The sequence below is a fragment of the Lentzea sp. JNUCC 0626 genome (assembly GCF_043632865.1).
GTDB lineage: Bacteria > Actinomycetota > Actinomycetes > Mycobacteriales > Pseudonocardiaceae > Lentzea.
Window position 1 is genome coordinate 9254187 of the sequence record NZ_CP171635.1, and the last position, 20055, is coordinate 9274241.

Genomic DNA, 20055 nt, shown 5'->3' on the forward strand with positions numbered 1-20055 from the left:
CCGGGCAGCTGCGTAGGACCTAGTCGAGGTCCCCGGTGAGGTAGCGCTGCATGTTCGGGCCGATGGCCTTGACCACGGTCTCCATGTCGGTCGAGGCCAGCGGCTCGAACCCGACGACGTACCGGACGATGCCGAGCCCCACCATCTGCGTCGCGCAGAGCGTGGCACGCAGTTCGCGTTGTTCGGCGCCGATCTCCGCGAGCACCTTGTTGAAGATCGCGTTGATGAGGAACCCCTTCAACGCGCCCGCCACCTCCGGCTGGCTCGTGACGCTGCGGATCAGGGCGGCGAACGTGCCGCCGCCGGTCGCGTCCCACACCGTCACGAAGGTGCGGATGATGCGTTCGCCCGCCTCCTCGACGGGGCCGTCCAGCAGGCGCTTGAGGATCTCGGCGGGGTCGAAGGGGAGCTGCAGGACGGACTGCGCGAACAGGCCTTCCTTGCCGCCGAACCAGTGGTTGACCATCGCGGCGTCCACGCCCGCCTTGGCGGCGATCGCGCGTACCGTGGCACCGTCGTAGCCCTTCTCCACGAAGACCTCGCGGGCCGCCGCGACGAGCGCCGCCCTGGTGTCCTCGCCCGCGGCTCGGCGACCGCGGCGTTTCTGGTTCACTTGCTCCACACGGGCCATAGTTCAACAGATGTTGAATTTATGCAACAATTGGTGCCATGGTGAGCGTCATCGGGGCTGTGGCCGCCGCTGGTCTGGGGACCGTGAGTCCTACGCGTGAGGAGTTCCGCGAACTCGCGGTGAACCGCCGGGTCATCCCGGTGGTGCGCAAGCTGCTCGCGGACGCGGAGACCCCGGTCGGCCTGTACCGCAAGCTCGGGGCCAATCAGCCGGGCACGTTCCTCTTCGAGTCCGCGGAGAACGGGCGCTCGTGGTCGCGGTGGTCCTTCATCGGCGTGCGGTCGAGCGCTGCGCTCACGGCGAACGGCGGCGAGGCGTACTGGACGGGCACGCGCCCTGTCGGCCTGCCCGACGGCGGTGACCCGCTGCAGGTGCTGCGCGAGACCGTCGAGGTGCTGCGCACCGACCCGTTGCCCGGCATGCCCCCGCTGACCGGCGGCATGGTCGGCTACATCGGCTACGACGCGGTGCGGCGGCTGGAGCGGCTGCCCGTCATCGCCGAGGACGACCTGAAGATCCCCGAACTGGTCATGCTGCTCGCGACCGACCTCGCCGCGCTCGACCACCACGAGGGCACCGTCACGCTCATCGCGAACGCGATCAACTGGGACGACTCGCCCGAGCGCGTCGACGCCGCCTACGACGACGCGGTGCGCCGCCTCGACGAGATGACCACGGCGCTGCACACGCCCGCGCCGCCGACGGCCGCCGTGTTCTCCCGGCCCAAGCCCGAGTTCCGGCGCCGGCGCTCGCAGGCCGAGCACTTCGCGGCCGTCGAGAAGGCCAAGGAGGCCATCCGGGCGGGCGAGGCGTTCCAGGTCGTCGTGTCGCAGCGGTTCGAGATCGACACGGACGCCGACGCGCTCGACATCTACCGCGTGCTGCGCGCGACGAACCCCAGCCCTTACATGTACCTGCTGCGTCTCGACGGGTTCGACATCGTCGGGTCCAGCCCCGAGTCGCTCGTGACGGTGCGCGACGGCAAGGCGACCACGCACCCCATCGCGGGCACCCGCTGGCGCAGCGAGGACCCCGAAGAGGACGCCCTGCTGGAGAAGGACCTCCTCGCGGACCACAAGGAACGCGCCGAGCACCTCATGCTCGTCGACCTCGGCCGCAACGACCTGGGGCGCGTCTGCAAGCCGGGTTCGGTGCACGTCGTCGACTTCTTCAAGGTCGAGCGGTACAGCCACGTCATGCACATCGTGTCGACCGTGACCGGTGAGCTGGCCGAGGGCAAGACGGCCTACGACGCCGTCGCCGCCTGCTTCCCGGCCGGCACGCTGTCCGGTGCGCCCAAGCCACGCGCGATGGAGCTCATCGAGGAGCTGGAGCCCACTCGCCGTGGCCTCTACGGCGGCGTCGTCGGCTACTTCGACTTCGCCGGGGACGCCGACACCGCCATCGCCATCCGCACCGCCCTGGTGCGCCAGGGGGTGGCGTACGTGCAGGCCGGCGGCGGCATCGTGGCCGACTCGGACCCGTTGTCCGAGGACAACGAGTGCCTGAACAAGGCGGGCGCGGTCCTGGCCGCGATCGCCACCGCCCAGACGATGGCGCCGGCAGTTGAGCGCTAGCCGTCCACTGTGGATCGCCGCGCTCCTGCTCGTGGGCGCGGCGGGTGCCTTCTGGGGTGCGGACTCCGTGCCCGTCGCGCTGCTGTGCCTCGCGTCCGTCGCGGCGGTCCTCGCGTTCAGCGGGGTGGCGCGCCGGGTCCTCGGCGCGCTGCTGATCGTCGTCGGCGTCGTGGCGGCGTTCTCCGGCCACTGGCTCGCGATCGCCGGAGGCGTCCTCGTGGTGGCCTCGGGCGCTCTCCAGGTGGCGCTGGGAGGCCGGATGCCGAAGATCGGGATGGGCGGCCAGAAGGCCCGCGCGCACGACCCCGAGACCGACCTGTGGCGCGCTCTGGAGCGCGGCGACGACCCGACAGACGATTCGAAGGCGGGCGAACGTTCCTCGAACGAGTGAAGATCATTCACCTGCGTTCGCGCATGTGACACGTGCACAACCTTGGTTAGCTGCAGGGACAGGTGAACCCCGGTGGCCGGGTCGTTACTCCGCCGGGGTTAGCATCCCCGTAGCGGGAAGGGGAGCAAGACTGTGACGGTTCTCGAATCGATCCTCGAAGGTGTGCGTGAGGATCTCGCCGCTCGCGAGGCCCAGTTGCCCTTCGACGTCCTCAAGGAGCGCGCGGCCAAGACCGCCCCTCCGCTCGACGTGCTGTCGGTGCTGCGCGGGCCGAACGTGGGTGTCATCGCCGAGGTCAAGCGCCGCAGCCCTTCCAAGGGCGCGCTGGCGGAGATCCCGGAGCCTGCCGAACTCGCGTCCGCGTACGAGGCGGGCGGCGCGTCGGTGATCAGCGTGCTGACCGAGCAGCGCCGCTTCGGCGGGTCGCTGGCGGACTTCGACGCGGTGCGCCGGGCGGTGAAGATCCCGCTGCTGCGCAAGGACTTCATCGTGTCGCCCTACCAGGTGCACGAGGCGCGCATGCACGGCGCCGACCTGGTGCTGCTGATCGTCGCCGCGCTGGAGCAGAACGCGCTCGTGTCGCTGCTCGACCGCGTCGAGTCGCTCGGCATGACGGCGCTCGTCGAGGTGCACACGGCCGAGGAGGCCGACCGGGCGCTGGAGGCGGGTTCGGCGGTCATCGGCGTGAACGCGCGCAACCTTCACACGTTGGAGGTCGACAAAGACGTTTTCGGCAGGATCGCTCCGGGGCTACCCTTCGAGACGATCAAGATCGCCGAGTCGGGCGTGACCGGGCCCGGCGACCTGATGTCGTACGCCGGCGCGGGTGCTGACGCGGTGCTCGTCGGCGAAAGCCTGGTGACCAGCGGAGACCCCAAGGCCGCCGTGAACAAGCTCGTGACCGCGGGCTCACACCCCGCGTGCCCCCGGCCGAGCCGGTAGGCACGTTCGAACACAGCTTCAGAGGAGCTACCCGATGGGCCAGTTCACGCCCACACCGCACGATCCCGACGCACGTGGCCACTTCGGCCCGTGGGGCGGCCGGTTCGTCCCGGAGGCCCTGATCGCCGCGGTGGACGAGCTGGCCGCGGAGTACGACAAGGCGCGGCTCGACCCGGAGTTCGTGAACGAGTTCCAGCGTCTGCTCAAGGACTTCGCGGGCCGTCCGTCCCTGCTGACCGAGGCCCCGAAGTTCGCGGAGCACGCCGGCACGCAGGTGTGGCTGAAGCGCGAGGACCTCAACCACACGGGCTCCCACAAGATCAACAACGTCCTCGGGCAGGCGTTGCTGACCAAGCGCATGGGCAAGAAGCGCGTCATCGCCGAGACCGGCGCCGGCCAGCACGGCGTGGCCACCGCGACGGCGTGCGCGCTCCTAGGCCTCGACTGCGTCGTCTACATGGGCGAGGTCGACACCGAGCGCCAGGCCCTGAACGTGGCGCGCATGCGCCTGCTCGGAGCCGAGGTCATCCCGGTGAAGTCCGGGTCGCGCACCCTCAAGGACGCGATCAACGAGGCGTTGCGCGACTGGGTCACCAACGTCGACGAGACGCACTACCTGCTCGGCACCGCCGCGGGCCCGCACCCGTTCCCGCTGCTCGTCCGCGACTTCCACCGCGTGATCGGCATCGAGGCGCGTGAGCAGATCCTCGAGAAGGCGGGCAGGCTGCCCGACGCCGTCGTCGCCTGCGTCGGCGGCGGCTCGAACGCCATCGGCATCTTCCACGGCTTCATCGACGACGCGGACGTCCGCCTGGTCGGCGTCGAGCCCGGCGGCTCCGGTCTCGACAGCGGCAGCCACGGCGCCACCCTGACGGCCGGCACCCCCGGCTCGCTGCACGGCGCGATGTCGTACGTCATGCAGGACGAGGACGGCCAGATCACCGAGGCGCACTCGATCTCCGCCGGTCTCGACTACCCTGGCGTGGGCCCCGAGCACTCGCACCTGAAGGACATCGGCCGCGCCGAGTACTTCCCGGTCACCGACGCGGAGGCCATGGAGGCGTTCGCCCTGCTCTCGCGCACCGAGGGCATCATCCCGGCGATCGAGTCGGCCCACGCGCTCGCGGGCGCGCTGAAGATGGGGCCGTCGCTCGGGCCGGACGGGCTGATCCTCGTGAACCTCTCCGGTCGTGGTGACAAGGACATGGACACGGCCGTGAAGTACTTCGGCCTCGCTGACGGGGGACAGGCCTGATGTCGTCGTTGTCTGACGTTTTCGCTGCCGCCAAGGCCGAGTCGCGCGCCGCGCTGATCGGCTACCTGCCCGCGGGCTTCCCGACGGTGGCCGGTTCCAAGGACTACCTCCGTTCGATGGTCGAGTCCGGGTGTGATCTGGTCGAGGTCGGCCTGCCGTTCTCCGACCCGGTGATGGACGGCCCGACGATCCAGGCCGCCGCCGAGCAGGCGCTGTCCGCGGGCTTCCGCGTGCGCGACCTGTTCGACGTGGTGTCCGCCGTCTCCGAGGCCGGCGGTCGTGCGGTCGTGATGACGTACTGGAACCCGGTGCTGCGCTACGGCGTGGACGCGTTCGCGCGTGACCTCGCCGCCGCCGGTGGCCTCGGCATCATCACGCCCGACCTCGTCCCCGACGAGGCCGAGGACTGGATGGCCGCGTCCGCCGCGCACGGGCTCGACCGGACGTTCCTGGTGGCGCCGTCGTCGACCGAGGAGCGCATCGCGATGACCGCGCGTGCCTCGTCCGGCTTCCTCTACGCCACCGCGGTCATGGGCGTCACGGGCGCCCGTGACGTCGTGTCGTCCGCCGCGCCCGAACTCGTCGCACGGGTGCGGGAGCACACCACGCTGCCCATCGGCGTCGGGCTGGGTGTGCGCTCCGGTGCGCAGGCCGCCGAGATCGCCGGGTTCGCTGACGGCGTCATCGTGGGGTCCGCGTTCGTGTCGGCCGTGGCCGAGGGAGACACCGCGGTGCGTGCGTTGGCCGCGGATCTCGCCCAGGGCGTGCGGTCGGCTGCTGCGACTGTCTGACCCTCCTCTCGTTTTCTGCGGAACCGCTCGGCCCTCGCGGCCGGGCGGTTTTGCTTTGTGGTGCTCGGGTCAAGCCGCCTCTGCAGCGACGGCCTCACCGTGATGGTTGTCGGGTGGCGCGGAATTGCTTTCGAAGGTCGAACGTCGTGCCCGTCATCGAGTGGTTGTCGGGATGGCGGGTATTCGGTTGTGGGGGAGCCCCTGCCTCCTTTCGGAGTCTTTGGAGTTCCTCCAAGAGAATGACATAGATTCGAACACCTGATCGAGTGAATCCTGATCGGACGGGGCCAAAACCCCACTTCACTGTCGGTCCGAGCTGCGATCGTGGCCCTATGCACAACCCAGCTATCCGTCCGGCGTGCCACACTGGTACTCGCCGGGCGGTTTTCGGAGGTGATGCCCTGTGGCAGCTCCAGCAGAGACGGCGCCAGACCAGTACCTGTTGCCGAGGCACGTGGGCCCTTGGTCGCTCGACGACGTCCTGTCGTTGCCCGAGGACAACAGCCAGCGCATCGAACTCGTCGACGGGATGCTTCTCGTGAGCCCGCTGGGGTCGTACCGCCATCAGCAGATGGTGGGGCGCGCGTACGGGGCGTTGCTCGGCGCTTGTCCGGCGGACCTGGAAGCGACGATCGAGCTGAACGTCCTGCTGTCCAGCGGCCGATTGGTGATCCCGGACTTCACCGTCGTCAAGCCGCGGGAAGCGGGAGTCATGTTCCCGGTGTCGGACGTCGTCCTGGTCGGTGAGGTGTTCTCGCCGAGCACGAGGCTGAACGACGAGGGCCTGAAGCGCAGCCTGTACGCCGACGCGCGCGTCCCCTACTACCTGATGGTCGACCCGAGCGGCCCGGTCGTCGAGGCCACACTGCTCGAACTTCAGGGCGACCAGTACGTCGAGATCGCGACGAGCGATGCCGGAGTGCTGGAGACCGAGCGTCCGTTCCCGGTGACCATCAAGTTCTAGCCGTAGAGCCACTCCAGTCGTTCGTGCAGGTCGGCGACGGTCCACGAGGCGAACATCGCGTCACGGGCCAGCGCCGCCTCCCCGGTGAGGTGGTAGACCTCCCGGCCCATGAACCGTGATGCGTGGTGGACGCGCGCGGCCCGCTCCGACCGGAGCGCTACGTATCGCGCAAAAGAGCCCCGCACGTCACGAGGGTCGAACACGGAGGAGAGGCACACCGCGTCCTCCAACGCCTGGCAGGCACCCTGCGCGGCGTACTGCAACACGGGATGCGCGGCGTCCCCGAGCAGCACCACGCGCGAGTCCTGCCAGTCCGCGATCGGCGTGCGGTCGCACAACACCCAGGCCCGCCACTCGTCGGCGAGCGCCATGACCCGAGCAGCGTCATCGCATAACGGCGCGAAGTGCCGCATCACGTCAGCGTGCTCGACGGGCTTGCCGTTCATGGGGTCGGTGGCGCCGTTGTCCGCCGTGGCAACGAGATTCACGTACCGCCCGCCGGCTATCACGTACCAGACCACGTGATAGCGCGGTCCCGCCCAGAGCGTGACCACGTTCTCCTTCAACGAATGCGGCACGTTCCGCGCCGGAATGACCGCACGAAAGGTGGTGTGCCCGGAAACCTGAGGATCGCCGTCCCCGACGAGCTGCCGCCGCACGGCGGACCGCAATCCGTCGGCCCCGACCAACGCGGTGCCGTGCACCAGATCGCCGGACCGCAACACGGCTGTGACGCCGTCCGCGTTCTGCGCGTAGGCCTCGACCGCACTGTCGACCCGGAGGTCGATCCGCGCGTCGTTCCGGCAGGCGTCGAGCAATGGCGCGAGCACATCGTTGCGATGCACCACGGCATAGGTGCCGAACCGCGCCCGGAAGCCGTCGTCGATCGGCAACCCGGCGATCAGCCTGCCGGACACGCCGCACCTGAGCCGCCACTCGTCGACGTGCACGGCCCGCGATCGCACCACGGGCCCGACCCCGAGGGTGTCGAGCATCCGGAAGCCGTTGGGCCCGACCTGGATGCCCGCGCCGATCTCCTCGAACGCGGAGGCGGCCTCCAGCACGGTCACCCGCTGCCCGGCCTGGGCGAGCCCGAGGGCCGTAGCCAGTCCGCCGATACCGCCGCCGACCACCAGGACTGTCATGTCCGACCTTTCGCCCGCCCGCCGAGACCGCGTCCGAGTATCTCGGGTCAGCGATCACGAACCGCACGGCCGCGCGCTCGGCTTGAGAGGGGAGACGGTGGTGGCCGGTGCGATGGGTGCCGGGCCTGGCAGCGGGTGCGGCGGCTGGCTGGCAGGCAGGTTCGGGCGGACGGACGGGCACCGTTCTGTCGTCCGGTGAGCGGATCGCCGGAGCGTGTCTCAAGGCTGCTGCGGACCGGCTCAGCTGGGGTTACGGGTACGGAGGGTGATCTTCGGATGGTCGGGGCGTGATCAAAGGGGTTCTGGCTCGGTAACGATCGCGCGTCCGAACGAGGTGCTCACAGCGCGGGCGGTACGGTGGTCGCCGTGTTGGACGCCCTTCTGGCCACGATCCCGAGTCCCGACCGCGGTGTTTGGTACCTCGGTCCGCTCCCTCTCCGGGCCTACGCGCTGTGCATCATCGCCGGCATCATCGTCGCCATCTGGTGGGGCGAGCGTCGCTGGGTCGAACGCGGCGGCATCAAGGGCGAGGTCACTGACATCGCCGTTTGGGCCGTGCCGTTCGGGCTGGTCGGCGGTCGGCTCTACCACGTCATCACGGACAACCAGAAGTACTTCGGGCCCGGCAAGAACCCGTTGGCCGCACTGGAGATCTGGAACGGTGGCCTGGGGATCTGGGGTGCGATCGCCCTGGGCGCCGTGGGTGCCTGGATCGGGTGCCGGCGCAAGGGGATCCCGTTGCCGGCGATGGCGGACGCGCTGGCGCCCGGCATCGTGGTGGCGCAGGCGATCGGGCGCCTCGGCAACTACTTCAACCAGGAGCTCTACGGTGGCGACACGACGTTGCCGTGGGGGCTGGAGATCTACCGGCGGGTGACGCCGGAGGGTCGTGAGGACGCGCTGGCGGGTGTGGCCATCGACCACACGCCGATCCAGATCGTGCACCCGACGTTCCTCTACGAGCTCATCTGGAACCTCGGTGTGGCGCTGCTGATCGTGTGGGCCGACCGGAAGTTCCGGCTCGGGCACGGGCGGGTGTTCGCGCTCTACGTGGCCGGGTACACGGCCGGGCGGTTCTGGATCGAGCTCATGCGCACGGACGAGGCGACGCTCATCCTGGGTACTCGGGTGAACGTGTTCGTGTCGGCGCTCGTGTTCTTCGGGGCGGTGGCGTACTTCATCATCGCCAGGTCGCGCGGTGAACGTGAGGACGTCGCGGCGATGCGCGGGACGGCGGAAGCCGAGACCACCGAAGAAGCCAAGACCGAAGAACCCGCAGAACCAGTGGAAACCGAGAGCGTCACCGCGCCCAGCGAGGGCGACGCCGAGAAGAAGAACTCCCCGGAGTCCGTCAAACCGGAGTGATTTGTGCGCGTGCTCGTCGTCGAGGATGACGACCGGGTGGCCAGGGGCCTGCTGACCGCATTGCGGCACGCGGGTTACGAGGTGCATCGGGTGGCCACGGCCGCCGACGCGCTGCGTGCCGCGCCCGCCGACGTGGTGTTGCTGGACCTGGGTCTGCCTGATGGCGACGGCCTGGACGTGCTGCGCGAGTTGCGGCACCGTCCGGGCACCGCCGTCATCACGGTCACGGCGCGCGGCGAGGAACGCGAACGCGTGCTCGGCCTCCGAGCCGGCGCGGACGACTACGTGGTGAAGCCGTTCGGCACGTCGGAACTCCTCGCCAGGATCGAAGCGGTCCTGAGGAGAACCCGCACGCACCGCGCGGGCCCGGAGAGCGAAGCGCCGGTCGAGGTCGGGGCGTTGCAGATCATCACGTCCACGCGTACGGCCACGTTGGACGGCGAACAGCTCTCCCTCACCAGGAAAGAGTTCGACCTGCTGGCGCTCCTGGCGAGCCGCAAGGGCGAGGTGGTGAGCCGTGACTTCATCGTCGACCAGGTGTGGCAGGCGCACTGGGAGGCGCCGTCGCGGACGCTCGACACGCACATCGCGGCCCTGCGCGGGAAGCTCGGGAACAGCGTGAAGATCGAGACGGTCCGGGGTGTGGGGTACCGCCTCGCCACGTGACGAGTGTCCGAGAGACATCCACAGGCAGTTGCGGAACAATCACGGCTGATGCTCCGCCGTCTGCTCGTCATCACCGTTCCGCTGCTCGTCGCCCTGGTCGCGGCGCTCGGCATCCCTTTGGCGTCCGCGGTCGTGCAGCGCGAGACCCAGACGACGTACCTCGACCGCCTCGGTGACGCGAGCCGGTTCGCGAGCCTCGGCGAGAGCGCGTTGCAGTCGGACCGGCTGGAGGCGCTCAGCCAGGAGATCCAGCGCTACGACAATCTCTACAACATCCCCGTCGCGCTCGTCAGCGCGGACAAGCGGATCCTGCTCGCGTCCCGGCAGGGCTTCGACCCGAGCAACGACCCGGACGTCGTCAAGTCCCTCAACACCGCGCTGAACGGCGGCGTGCGGCCGGAACCCGAGTACACGGGCTGGCCGTGGCGCACGGGCCCGATGGTCGTGGTCGAGCCGGTCGGACGGGACAGCGAGGTCGTCGCCGCCGTCGTCACCATCTCCCAGACCCGCGGCCTGCGAGCGGAAGTGCTCAGGCAGTGGGGACTCATGGCGCTGGCCGGCCTCGCGCCGATGCTGGCCGTGGTCGCGGCCGCGTGGCCCATGTCGCGCTGGGTGCTCCGGCCGGTCGGCAGGCTCGACGAGGCCACGGCGGCGGTTGCCCAGGGCAACCTCGACGTGCGCGCGGACGAGGTCGGCGGCCCGCAGGAGCTCAGAAGGCTCGCCCGCAGCTTCAACACCATGGTGGACGTCGTCGGCAAGGCTCTGAACAGGCAGAAGGCCTTCGTCGCCGACGCCTCGCACCAGCTGCGCAACCCGCTCGCCAGTCTGCGGCTCGCCGTCGACAACCTGGAACCGCACGTCGCGACCGACGAAGCGAGAGAAGCCCACCAGATCGCGGTCGAGGAGGCCGAGGAGATGGGTCGCGTGCTGGACACGCTGCTCGCCGCGACCAGGCTCGACAGTGCCCGCCAGACCGAGCCCGTCGAGATCGACCAGCTCCTCACGACGCACCGCCCGGCGTGGCAGGCGCTCGCGAGCAAGACCGGCGTCACCCTCACCATCGACGTCCCGCAGGGCCTCACCATGCAGGAACCGCCCGGCGGCCTCGGCAGCGTCCTCGACGAACTGGTCAGCAACGCCATCAGGCTCGCGAACGCGACCGAGGTCAGGCTGACCGGCAAGCAGGGCGAGCTGCACGTCGTCGACAACGGCGACGGCCTCACCCACGAGGAACGCGAACTCGCGCTGCAGCGGTTCTGGCGTGCCACCAAGCACCAGAACATCGCGGGCACCGGCATGGGCCTCGCGATCTGCGCCGAACTCATCGAGTCGGCCGGCGGCACCCTCACCCTGCACGACGCCGACCCGGGCCTGGACGTGAAGGTCGCCCTCAGCGCTTCACGGAACGGAACCAGCGCATAGCGCCGTCGTGCAGCGGCACGAGCCCGGTCGCGATGCCGGTGCGGACGTTGATCCGCGACGCCTCGGGGTGCCCCTCGACGATCCGCGCGGTCTCGGTGAACACCGTCCGCGTCACGACCTCGACGACGTCCGCGCTCAACGACTCGCGCGCCAGCAGCAGGTTCGGCACCGCGAACGTCTGGTTCGCCGGCACGTCCTCATAGGTGGTGCTGGGGATCGTCGCCGGGATGTACGGCCCCTTGTACTTCTCGGCGAGCCGGACCGCTTCCTCCGGGATGTTGATCAGCCGCACGTTGCCCCGGAGATCGGTTATCGCGGGCGTCGGGATACCGGTCAGCGCCAGCATCGCGTCCAACGCCCCGGAAGCGACCCGCCGCGACGCCTCCGCGTGCGCCATCCGTTCGTCCATTGCGGACAGCCCGAAGAACTCCAGCATCCGCTCGGCGGTGAACTCCGTGCCGGACCCGGTGGGCCCCAAGGAGATCCGTTTGCCCGCAAGGTCGCTGAAAGTGTGTATCGAAGAGGCAGCCGGCACGGCGATCTGCATGAAGCTGTCGTACAGCCGGCCGACCGCGCGAACGCTCTGCGGGTCGTCGATGGGGTCCAAAGAGGACAACGCCAGTTGCGCTTCACCTGATCGCAACAACTGAAGGTTCTCAACCGATGCAGCCGTGGGGATCGCGGTGACCTTGGTGCCGGGCAACTGCTCGGCCAACGCCGCGGCCAGCGCCCCTCCCACCTCGCGAAACACCGCGCCCTCCGGCCCGGTGGCGAGCACCAGTTCAGCGGGCGCCTCGACCCTGCGCGGGGTGCATCCCGCGAGAGCCAGTCCGGCCCCTAGCAGAAGCGTGCGACGGCTGAACGACACCAACGAAGCCTAGCTGTTACGTCAGGGCTGTCTGAAGTTTCCTCACGTCGGCTTGTCGGTCCTGGTGGCGCGGCTCACTCTCTTCGCAACACGTAGTTCAAGGAGGAACAGTGGCCACCACGACCACAGGGCGCAAACCGATCTACAAGCACCTCTACTTCTGGGTGCTCGTCTCCATCGTGCTGGGCGCACTCGTCGGCTTCCTGTTCCCCAAACAGGCGTCCGAGATGAAGTGGCTCGCCGACCTGTTCGTGAACCTCGTGAAGGTCGTCATCGCGCCGACCATCTTCGCGACGATCATCGTCGGCATCGCGGGTCTCGGAAACCTCGCCAAGGCGGGTGGCCTCGCACTCCGCACGATCCTCTACTTCACCGCGATGACCACGGTGGCGCTCGCCATCGGCCTCATCGTCGTGAACATCGTGCAGCCGGGTCACCACGGCGGTGACATCACGCTGAACGCGAGCCAGGCCGACGCGACGCTGAAGTCCGCCTCGACCGCGGAGACCGGTGTCACCGGCTTCATCCTGAGCCTGGTGCCGAAGTCGTTCGTCAGCGCCTTCACCGACGGTCAGCTGATCCAGGTGCTCGTGGTCGCCATCCTCGTGGCCGTCGCGGTCGCCGGCATGGGTGAGCGCGGCGCCAAGGTCGTCTCCGCCATGGAGACGCTGTCGAAGGTCATGTTCGGCATCATCAAGATCGTCATGTACGTCGCCCCGATCGGCGCCTTCGGCGGTATCGCCTACACCGTCGGCAAGTTCGGCGGCAGCGTCCTCGGCAAGCTGCTGTGGCTGATGGGTTCCTTCTACGCCACCTGCCTCCTGTTCGTGATCGTGGTCCTCGGCCTCGTCGCGAAGTTCGCGGGCTTCAGCCTCTTCAAGTTCCTGCGCTACATCAAGGACGAGATCCTGATCGTCCTCGGCACGTCGTCCTCCGAGTCGGTGCTGCCGCGCATGATGGTCAAGCTGGAGGCGGCGGGCGCCCAGAAGTCGGTCGTCGGCCTCACCATCCCGACCGGCTACTCGTTCAACCTCGACGGCACCTGCATCTACCTGACCATGGGCGCGATCTTCATCGCCCAGGCCACGGGTCACGACGTGTCGATCGGTGTCCAGATCGGTCTGCTGCTCTTCATGCTGATCGCGTCGAAGGGCGCGGCGGGCGTCACCGGTGCCGGCCTCGTCACCCTCGCCGCCTCGCTGCAGGCCTTCGAGGCCCACTCGGCCATCCCCGCGGTCGGCATCGCGCTGATCGTCGGCATCGACCGCTTCATGTCGGAGGCCCGCGCCATCACCAACGTGATCGGCAACGGTGTCGGCTCGCTCGTGGTCGCCGCCTGGCAGAAGGGCCTCGACAAGGAGCGCCTGACGCACGTCCTCAACAACCCGGACAGCGTCGACGTCGACGACCTGCTCGCGAAGCAGACCGGCGAGAACGACGACAAGAAGGAGCCGGTCGCGGCTCACTAGGACGTCCGTGGCTGGAGGCGCCTCTTCCCGCCTCCAGCCACGTGACCAGCGACCTCCATGTATGCCGAGGTCCCGCTCTCCCCGCATGCGGCGCGGGGTGAACGGGACCTCGGTCTTTTGTTTGGTGGGCAACGTTCACGAGTGAACGCGCGTGAGCGTCCGCTAACTGGGACGGCAAGCGGCTGATCAGCCAAAACGCTTGGCTACCCAGCCCATCCAGTGATAAACCGGGAGTGTCGCGCAACTCTCACTCGACTGGCCGGAGTTGAACGGTCGGTTACGCTTACTCGGCTGTAACGAACCGCGACGTTGGCCGCAATGTCGTTCCCCAGCCGGGAATCGTTACACATCCATGACCTAGATCACCCATTGGCGGGTGTCCCTGGGTTTCGCGGCTGTTAAAGTCGCGTCAACACGCGGGCCATCGTCGTCCCGTGCTCCCACCTGTTGGTTCGAGGTCTGAGCACGAGGACTTTAGTTCTTTACGCGAGGACGACGAAGGAGGTCTGCGCAGTGATCTTCTCCGCCATCCCCGGCCCCCAGGGTCTGTACGACCCGTCTGAGGAGCGCGACGCCTGCGGTGTCGCCATGGTGGCCGACATCCAGGGCAGGCGTTCGCACGGCATCGTGGTCGATGCCCTGACGGCGCTGGCGAACCTGGAGCACCGAGGAGCCGCGGGCGCCGAGCCCACGTCCGGCGACGGTGCTGGCATTCTTCTTCAGCTGCCGGACGAGTTCCTGCGTGCTGTCGTCGATTTCGACCTGCCCGAGCGCGGGCAGTACGCGGCGGGAATCGCTTTCCTGCCGTTTGAGACCGAAGAACGCGCCGCCGCGATGCAGGAGATCGAACGCATCGCCGAGCAGGAGAGCCTCGAGGTCCTCGGCTGGCGCGACGTTCCGACGGATCCGGAGAAGGCCGACGTCGGCCCGACCGCGATGTCGGTGGCGCCGCACTTCGCGCAGCTCTTCGTGAAGGGCACCCGCGACGAGGCCGGGATCGCGTTGGACCGCCTCGCCTTCGCCCTGCGCAAGCGGGTCGAGCACGAGGGCAGCGTCTACTTCCCTTCCCTTTCGGCACGAACGATCGTCTACAAGGGAATGTTGACGACCGCGCAGCTGCCGGCGTTCTTCCCGGACCTGCACGACGAACGCCTCTACACGGCGATCGCGTTGGTGCACAGCCGTTTCTCCACGAACACGTTCCCCTCGTGGCCGCTCGCGCACCCGTTCCGGTTCGTCGCGCACAACGGTGAGATCAACACCGTCCGCGGCAACCGCAACCGCATGCGCGCCCGCGAGGCGTTGCTGGACAGCGAACTCATCCCGGGCGACCTCGCGCGGCTGTTCCCGATCTGCAACCCGGACGGCTCGGACTCCGCGTCGTTCGACGAGGTGCTGGAGCTGCTGCACCTCGGTGGCCGCAGCCTGCCGCACGCGGTGCTGATGATGATCCCCGAGGCGTGGGAGAACCACGCCACGATGGACCCGAAGCGCCGTGCGTTCTACCAGTTCCACGCGTCGCTGATGGAGCCGTGGGACGGCCCGGCCTGCGTCACGTTCACCGACGGCGAGCTCGTCGGCGCGGTCCTCGACCGCAACGGCCTGCGTCCCGCCCGCTGGTGGCAGACCGCCGACGGCCGCGTCGTTCTCGCATCCGAGACGGGTGTGCTCGACGTCCCGTCCGACCAGGTCGTCGCGAAGGGACGGCTCCAGCCCGGCCGCATGTTCCTCGTGGACACCACGCAGGGCCGGATCATCGACGACGAGGAGTTCAAGTCGAACCTCGCGTCGGAGCAGCCCTACGACGAGTGGCTGCACGCCGGCCTGCTCGACCTCGCGGACCTGCAGGACCGCGAGCACGTCGTGCAGAGCCACGAGTCCGTCGTGCGCCGCCAGCTCACCTTCGGCTACACCGAGGAGGAGCTGCGGATCCTGCTCACGCCCATGTCGATCATGGGCATGGAGCCGTTGGCGTCGATGGGCACCGACACCCCGGTCGCGGCGCTCAGCCAGCGCTCCCGGTTGCTCTACGACTACTTCGTGCAGAACTTCGCGCAGGTCACGAACCCGCCGCTGGACGCGATCCGCGAGGAGATCGTCACGTCGGTCAAGCGCGTGATGGGCCCCGAGCAGAACCTGCTCGACCCCGGCCCCGTCTCGTGCCGCCACGTCACGCTCGACTACCCGGTCATCGACAACGACGAGCTCGCGAAGCTCATCCACATCAACGACGACGGCGACCTGCCGGGCTTCGCCTGCACCGTCCTGTCCGGACTGTATGAAGTGGACGGTGGCGGCGAGGCGCTGACCGCCGCGATCGAGCGCGTGCGTCGCGAGGCGTCGGAGGCCATCGCGAACGGTGCTCGGACGCTGGTGCTCAGCGACCGCGACTCGGACCACCGGATGGCGCCGATCCCGTCGCTGCTGCTGGTCTCCTCGGTGCACCACCACCTGGTGCGCACCAAGGAACGCCTGCGCGTCGCGCTCGTCGTCGAGTCCGGTGACTGCCGCGAGGTGCATCACGTCGCCGCGCTGCTGAGCTACGGCGCCGCCGCGGTCAACCCGTACCTAGCGTTCGAGACGATCGAGGACCTGATCAGCCAGGGCGCCATCACCGGCGTCCCGGCGCACAAGGCGATCCGCAACTACGTCAAGGCGCTCGTCAAGGGCGTTCTGAAGATCATGTCGAAGATGGGCATCTCGACGGTCGGCGCCTACACCGCGGCGCAGATCTTCGAGGCCGTCGGCCTGTCGAACGACCTGCTCGACGAGTACTTCACCGGCACGCAGTCGAAGCTCGGTGGCGCCGGCCTCGACGTGCTCGCCGAGGAGGTGGCGCTGCGCCACCGCCGTGCGCACCCGGACAACCCGACGGCGCGTGAGCACCGCAGGCTCGAGGTCGGTGGCGAGTACTCGTACCGTCGCGAGGGCGAGCTGCACCTGTTCACGCCTGAGACGGTGTTCCTGCTCCAGCACGCCACGAAGACGCGCAAGGAGGACGTCTTCCGCCAGTACACGGCGGAGGTCGAGCGCATCTCGCGGCAGGGCGGCACGTTGCGCGGGCTCTTCAAGTTCCGCAACGAGGGCCGCACGCCGATCCCGATCGACGAGGTCGAGCCGGTGAGCGCGATCGTCAAGCGCTTCAACACCGGCGCCATGTCGTACGGCTCGATCTCGGCCGAGGCGCACGAGACCCTCGCCATCGCGATGAACCGTCTCGGCGGCCGGTCGAACTCCGGTGAGGGCGGCGAGGACCGCGAGCGCCTGTACGACCCGGAACGGCGTTCGGCGGTCAAGCAGGTCGCGAGTGGACGGTTCGGCGTCACGAGCGAGTACCTCGTGAACTCCACGGACATCCAGATCAAGATGGCGCAGGGTGCCAAGCCCGGCGAGGGTGGTCAGCTGCCCGGCTTCAAGGTCTACCCGTGGGTCGCGCGCACCCGGCACTCCACGCCGGGTGTCGGTCTGATCTCGCCGCCGCCGCACCACGACATCTACTCGATCGAGGATCTGGCGCAACTCATCCACGATCTCAAAAACGCGAACGAGCAGGCCCGGGTTCATGTGAAGTTGGTCAGCTCCATCGGTGTCGGCACGGTCGCCGCGGGTGTGGCCAAGGCTCACGCGGACGTCGTGCTGATCTCCGGCTACGACGGCGGCACCGGTGCCTCGCCGATGAACTCGCTCAAGCACGCGGGCACGCCGTGGGAGATCGGCCTCGCCGAGACCCAGCAGACGTTGCTGCTCAACGGGTTGCGCGACCGCATCACCGTCCAGGTCGACGGCGCGATGCGCACCGGCCGCGACGTCGTGGTCGCCGCGCTGCTCGGTGCCGAGGAGTTCGGCTTCGCCACCGCGCCGCTGATCGTCGCGGGCTGCGTGATGATGCGCGTCTGCCACCTGGACACGTGCCCGGTCGGCGTCGCCACGCAGAACCCCGATCTCCGCGCCCGCTACACCGGTCAGGCCGACCACGTCGTGAACTTCTTCGAGTTCATCGCGCAGGAGGCCCGGGAGATCCTGGCCGAGCTCGGTTTCCGCACGATCGACGAGGCCGTCGGTCACGCGGAGCTGCTCGACAAGGACGAGGCGATCGAGCACTGGAAGACCGCGGGCCTGAACCTGGACCCCGTCTTCGAGGTGCCGGAAACCCCGTACCCGACCGCGAAGCGCCGCATCCGCGAGCAGGACCACGGGCTCGACAAGGCCCTGGACCGCACGCTCATCCAGCTCGCCGAGGCGGCGCTGGAGGACGCGCACAAGGTCACCCTGGAACTGCCGGTCCGCAACGTCAACCGCACCGTCGGCACGCTGCTCGGCGCCGAGGTCACCCGCCGCTTCGGCGGCGAGGGCCTCGAGGACGACACGATCCACGTGAAGCTGACCGGCTCGGCCGGGCAGTCGCTCGGCGCGTTCCTGCCGCGCGGTGTCACGCTGGAGATGGTCGGCGACGCGAACGACTACGTCGGCAAGGGCCTGTCCGGCGGGCGGATCATCGTCCGGCCGCACGACGACGCGCCGTTCCGCGCCGAGCAGCAGGTGATCGCGGGCAACGTGATCGGCTACGGCGCCACGGCCGGTGAGGTCTTCCTGCGCGGACGGGTCGGCGAACGCTTCTGCGTCCGCAACTCCGGCGCGCTGCTCGTGGCGGAGGGCGTGGGCGACCACGCGTTCGAGTACATGACCGGTGGCCGGGCCGTGGTGCTCGGGCCGACCGGGCGCAACGTCGCGGCCGGCATGTCCGGCGGCATCGCGTACGTGCTGGACCTGGATCCCCTGTCGGTGAACCAGGAGATGGTGAATCTGCAGCGCCTCAGCGCCGAGGACCTGCGTTGGCTCAAGGACGCGGTCACCAAGCACCACGTGGCAACGGGTTCCGCCGTCGCCGCGTCGCTGCTCGGCGACTGGACCCGTCGGGCCGGTGCGTTCACGAAGGTCATGCCCGGCGACTACCAGCGCGTTCTCGAGGCCATGCGCCTCGCTCGCGCCGAGGGCCGGGATGTTGACGCGGCTGTCATGGAGGCGTCTCGTGGCTGATCCACAGGGATTCATGAAGTTCTCCCGCTCCGACGCGCCGAAGCGTCCGAAGCCGGAGAGGTTGCAGGACTGGAACGAGGTCTACCTCCACGAGGAACCGGCCGAGCGCAACGCCGCCGTGCGCACGCAGGCGACGCGGTGCATGGACTGCGGCATTCCCTTCTGCCACAGCGGAACGGCGGGCTGTCCACTCGGGAACCTGATCCCCGAGTGGAACGACCTGGTGCGCCGCGGCGACTGGGAACTGGCCTCGGACCGCCTGCACGCCACCAACAACTTCCCGGAGTTCACCGGCAGGTTGTGCCCGGCGCCGTGCGAGGCGGCCTGCGTGCTGGCGATCTCGAACGACGCGGGCGGCGCCGTGGCGATCAAGCGCGTCGAAGAGACGATCGCGGACATGTCGTGGGAGAACGGCTACGTGCGGCCGTCCCACGCGACCGTGTCGTCGGGCAAGCGCGTCGCGATCGTCGGCTCCGGCCCCGCCGGACTCGCCGCCGCGCAGCAGCTGACCCGCGCCGGCCACGAAGTCGTTGTCTACGAACGCGATGACCGTCTTGGTGGGCTGCTGCGGTACGGCATCCCCGAGTTCAAGATGGAGAAGAAGGTCCTCGACCGCAGGCTTTCGCAGCTGCGCAAGGAGGGCACGAAGTTCGTCACCGGCTGCGAGGTCGGCGTCGACGTCACGGTCGAGCAGCTGCGGGCCGAGTTCGACTCGGTCGTGCTCGCCGTGGGCGCGCTGCGGGGCCGTGACGACAAGACGACGCCCGGCCGTGAACTCCAGGGCGTGCACCTCGCGATGGACCACCTGGTCCCCGCGAACCGCGCCGTCGAGGGCGACGGGCCGTCGTCGTTCTCGGCCGAGGGCAAGCACGTCATCGTCATCGGTGGTGGCGACACGGGTGCCGACTGCTACGGCACCGCGACCCGCGAGGGCGCGCTGTCCGTGACGCAGCTCGACCAGTACCCGATGCCGCCGTCGGTCCGCGACGACGACCGCTCGCCGTGGCCGGTGTGGCCGCACATCCTGCGCACGTACCCCGCGCACGAGGAGGCCGGCGAACGCCGCTTCACCGTGGCGGTCAAGCGCTTCGTGGGCGACGACGAGGGCCACGTGCGGTTCATCGAACTGCAGCAGGTGCGGGTCGAGAAGGACTCGTCCGGCCGTCGTTCGGTCGTGCCGCTGTCCGACGAGGTCGAGGTACTGCCCGCGGACATGGTGCTGCTGGCCATCGGTTTCGAGGGCGTCGAGCACATGCGGCTGCTGGACGACCTCGGCATCTCGCTGACGCAGCGCGGCACGATCTCGTGCGGCTCCGACTGGCAGACGAGCGCGCCCGGCGTGTTCGTCTGCGGGGACGCCCACCGCGGCGCTTCCCTGGTGGTGTGGGCGATCGCCGAGGGGCGGTCCGTGGCCAACGCCGTGGACAAGTTCCTCACGGGTTCCTCGAACCTGCCTTCGCCGGTCATCCCGAACCAGCTTCCGCTCGCTGTGGTCTGACAACGGCGTCCGACAGCGGAGAGCAGCATGACGC

15 protein-coding genes are annotated in these 20055 nt (G+C 69.0%); 12 read left to right on the forward strand and 3 right to left on the reverse strand.

What is annotated here, in order from left to right; all coding sequences use genetic code 11:
- Positions 1–19 precede the first annotated feature (19 nt).
- On the reverse strand, positions 20–631 hold the full coding sequence (locus JNUCC0626_RS43490) for a TetR/AcrR family transcriptional regulator (RefSeq protein ID WP_394616454.1): 612 nt from the start codon (positions 629–631) through the stop codon (positions 20–22).
- Positions 632–669: 38 nt separating this feature from the next.
- Here JNUCC0626_RS43490 and JNUCC0626_RS43495 point away from each other — a divergent pair, with 38 nt between their 5' ends.
- The 6 genes from JNUCC0626_RS43495 (at position 670) to JNUCC0626_RS43520 (ending at position 6551) form a co-directional block, all read left to right on the forward strand.
- On the forward strand, positions 670–2208 hold the full coding sequence (locus tag JNUCC0626_RS43495) for an anthranilate synthase component I (protein ID WP_394616455.1): 1539 nt from the start codon (positions 670–672) through the stop codon (positions 2206–2208).
- Entirely contained in the window at positions 2198–2599 is a 402-nt protein-coding gene (locus JNUCC0626_RS43500; protein WP_394616456.1) for a Trp biosynthesis-associated membrane protein, read from the forward strand. The genes JNUCC0626_RS43495 and JNUCC0626_RS43500 overlap by 11 nt, the downstream gene beginning before the upstream one ends.
- Positions 2600–2731: 132 nt before the next feature.
- Entirely contained in the window at positions 2732–3541 is an 810-nt protein-coding gene (gene trpC / locus JNUCC0626_RS43505) for an indole-3-glycerol phosphate synthase TrpC (protein WP_394616457.1), read from the forward strand.
- Between the two features lie 34 nt (positions 3542–3575).
- Positions 3576–4796, forward strand: coding sequence for a tryptophan synthase subunit beta (trpB, locus tag JNUCC0626_RS43510; RefSeq protein ID WP_394616458.1), 1221 nt, complete (start codon positions 3576–3578; stop codon positions 4794–4796).
- Positions 4796–5587: a tryptophan synthase subunit alpha gene (trpA, locus tag JNUCC0626_RS43515; protein ID WP_394616459.1), complete on the forward strand. Its 792-nt coding sequence runs from the start codon at positions 4796–4798 to the stop codon at positions 5585–5587. The genes trpB and trpA overlap by 1 nt, the downstream gene beginning before the upstream one ends.
- 403 nt (positions 5588–5990) lie before the next feature.
- Positions 5991–6551: a Uma2 family endonuclease gene (locus JNUCC0626_RS43520; RefSeq protein ID WP_394616460.1), complete on the forward strand. Its 561-nt coding sequence runs from the start codon at positions 5991–5993 to the stop codon at positions 6549–6551.
- On the opposite strand, the gene JNUCC0626_RS43525 is transcribed toward JNUCC0626_RS43520, so the two are convergent.
- Positions 6548–7696: an FAD-dependent monooxygenase gene (locus tag JNUCC0626_RS43525; RefSeq protein WP_394616461.1), complete on the reverse strand. Its 1149-nt coding sequence runs from the start codon at positions 7694–7696 to the stop codon at positions 6548–6550. The two genes, JNUCC0626_RS43520 and JNUCC0626_RS43525, sit on opposite strands and share 4 nt — an antisense overlap.
- Before the next feature lie 369 nt (positions 7697–8065).
- On the opposite strand from JNUCC0626_RS43525, the gene lgt reads away from it, so the two are divergent.
- Genes lgt through JNUCC0626_RS43540 form a run of 3 tightly spaced genes read left to right on the forward strand, consistent with a single transcriptional unit; the run spans position 8066 to position 11149 of the window.
- Positions 8066–9061, forward strand: coding sequence for a prolipoprotein diacylglyceryl transferase (gene lgt / locus JNUCC0626_RS43530; protein WP_394622233.1), 996 nt, complete (start codon positions 8066–8068; stop codon positions 9059–9061).
- A gap of 3 nt (positions 9062–9064) precedes the next feature.
- Entirely contained in the window at positions 9065–9727 is a 663-nt protein-coding gene (locus JNUCC0626_RS43535) for a response regulator transcription factor (protein ID WP_394616462.1), read from the forward strand.
- Between the two features lie 48 nt (positions 9728–9775).
- On the forward strand, positions 9776–11149 hold the full coding sequence (locus tag JNUCC0626_RS43540) for a sensor histidine kinase (protein WP_394616463.1): 1374 nt from the start codon (positions 9776–9778) through the stop codon (positions 11147–11149).
- On the opposite strand, the gene JNUCC0626_RS43545 is transcribed toward JNUCC0626_RS43540, so the two are convergent.
- On the reverse strand, positions 11118–12017 hold the full coding sequence (locus tag JNUCC0626_RS43545; protein WP_394616464.1) for a TAXI family TRAP transporter solute-binding subunit: 900 nt from the start codon (positions 12015–12017) through the stop codon (positions 11118–11120). The two genes, JNUCC0626_RS43540 and JNUCC0626_RS43545, sit on opposite strands and share 32 nt — an antisense overlap.
- Before the next feature lie 110 nt (positions 12018–12127).
- On the opposite strand from JNUCC0626_RS43545, the gene dctA reads away from it, so the two are divergent.
- From dctA to JNUCC0626_RS43560, 3 genes are all read left to right on the forward strand, one after another.
- The gene (gene dctA / locus JNUCC0626_RS43550) at positions 12128–13486 is read left to right on the forward strand and encodes a C4-dicarboxylate transporter DctA (RefSeq protein WP_394616465.1); all 1359 of its coding nucleotides are present in this window, start codon (positions 12128–12130) and stop codon (positions 13484–13486) included.
- Positions 13487–13999: 513 nt separating this feature from the next.
- Entirely contained in the window at positions 14000–18523 is a 4524-nt protein-coding gene (gltB, locus tag JNUCC0626_RS43555; RefSeq protein WP_394616466.1) for a glutamate synthase large subunit, read from the forward strand.
- Complete coding sequence (locus JNUCC0626_RS43560; RefSeq protein ID WP_394616467.1) at positions 18516–20021, forward strand: glutamate synthase subunit beta; 1506 nt, start codon at positions 18516–18518, stop codon at positions 20019–20021. The genes gltB and JNUCC0626_RS43560 overlap by 8 nt, the downstream gene beginning before the upstream one ends.
- Positions 20022–20055: the final 34 nt, after the last annotated feature.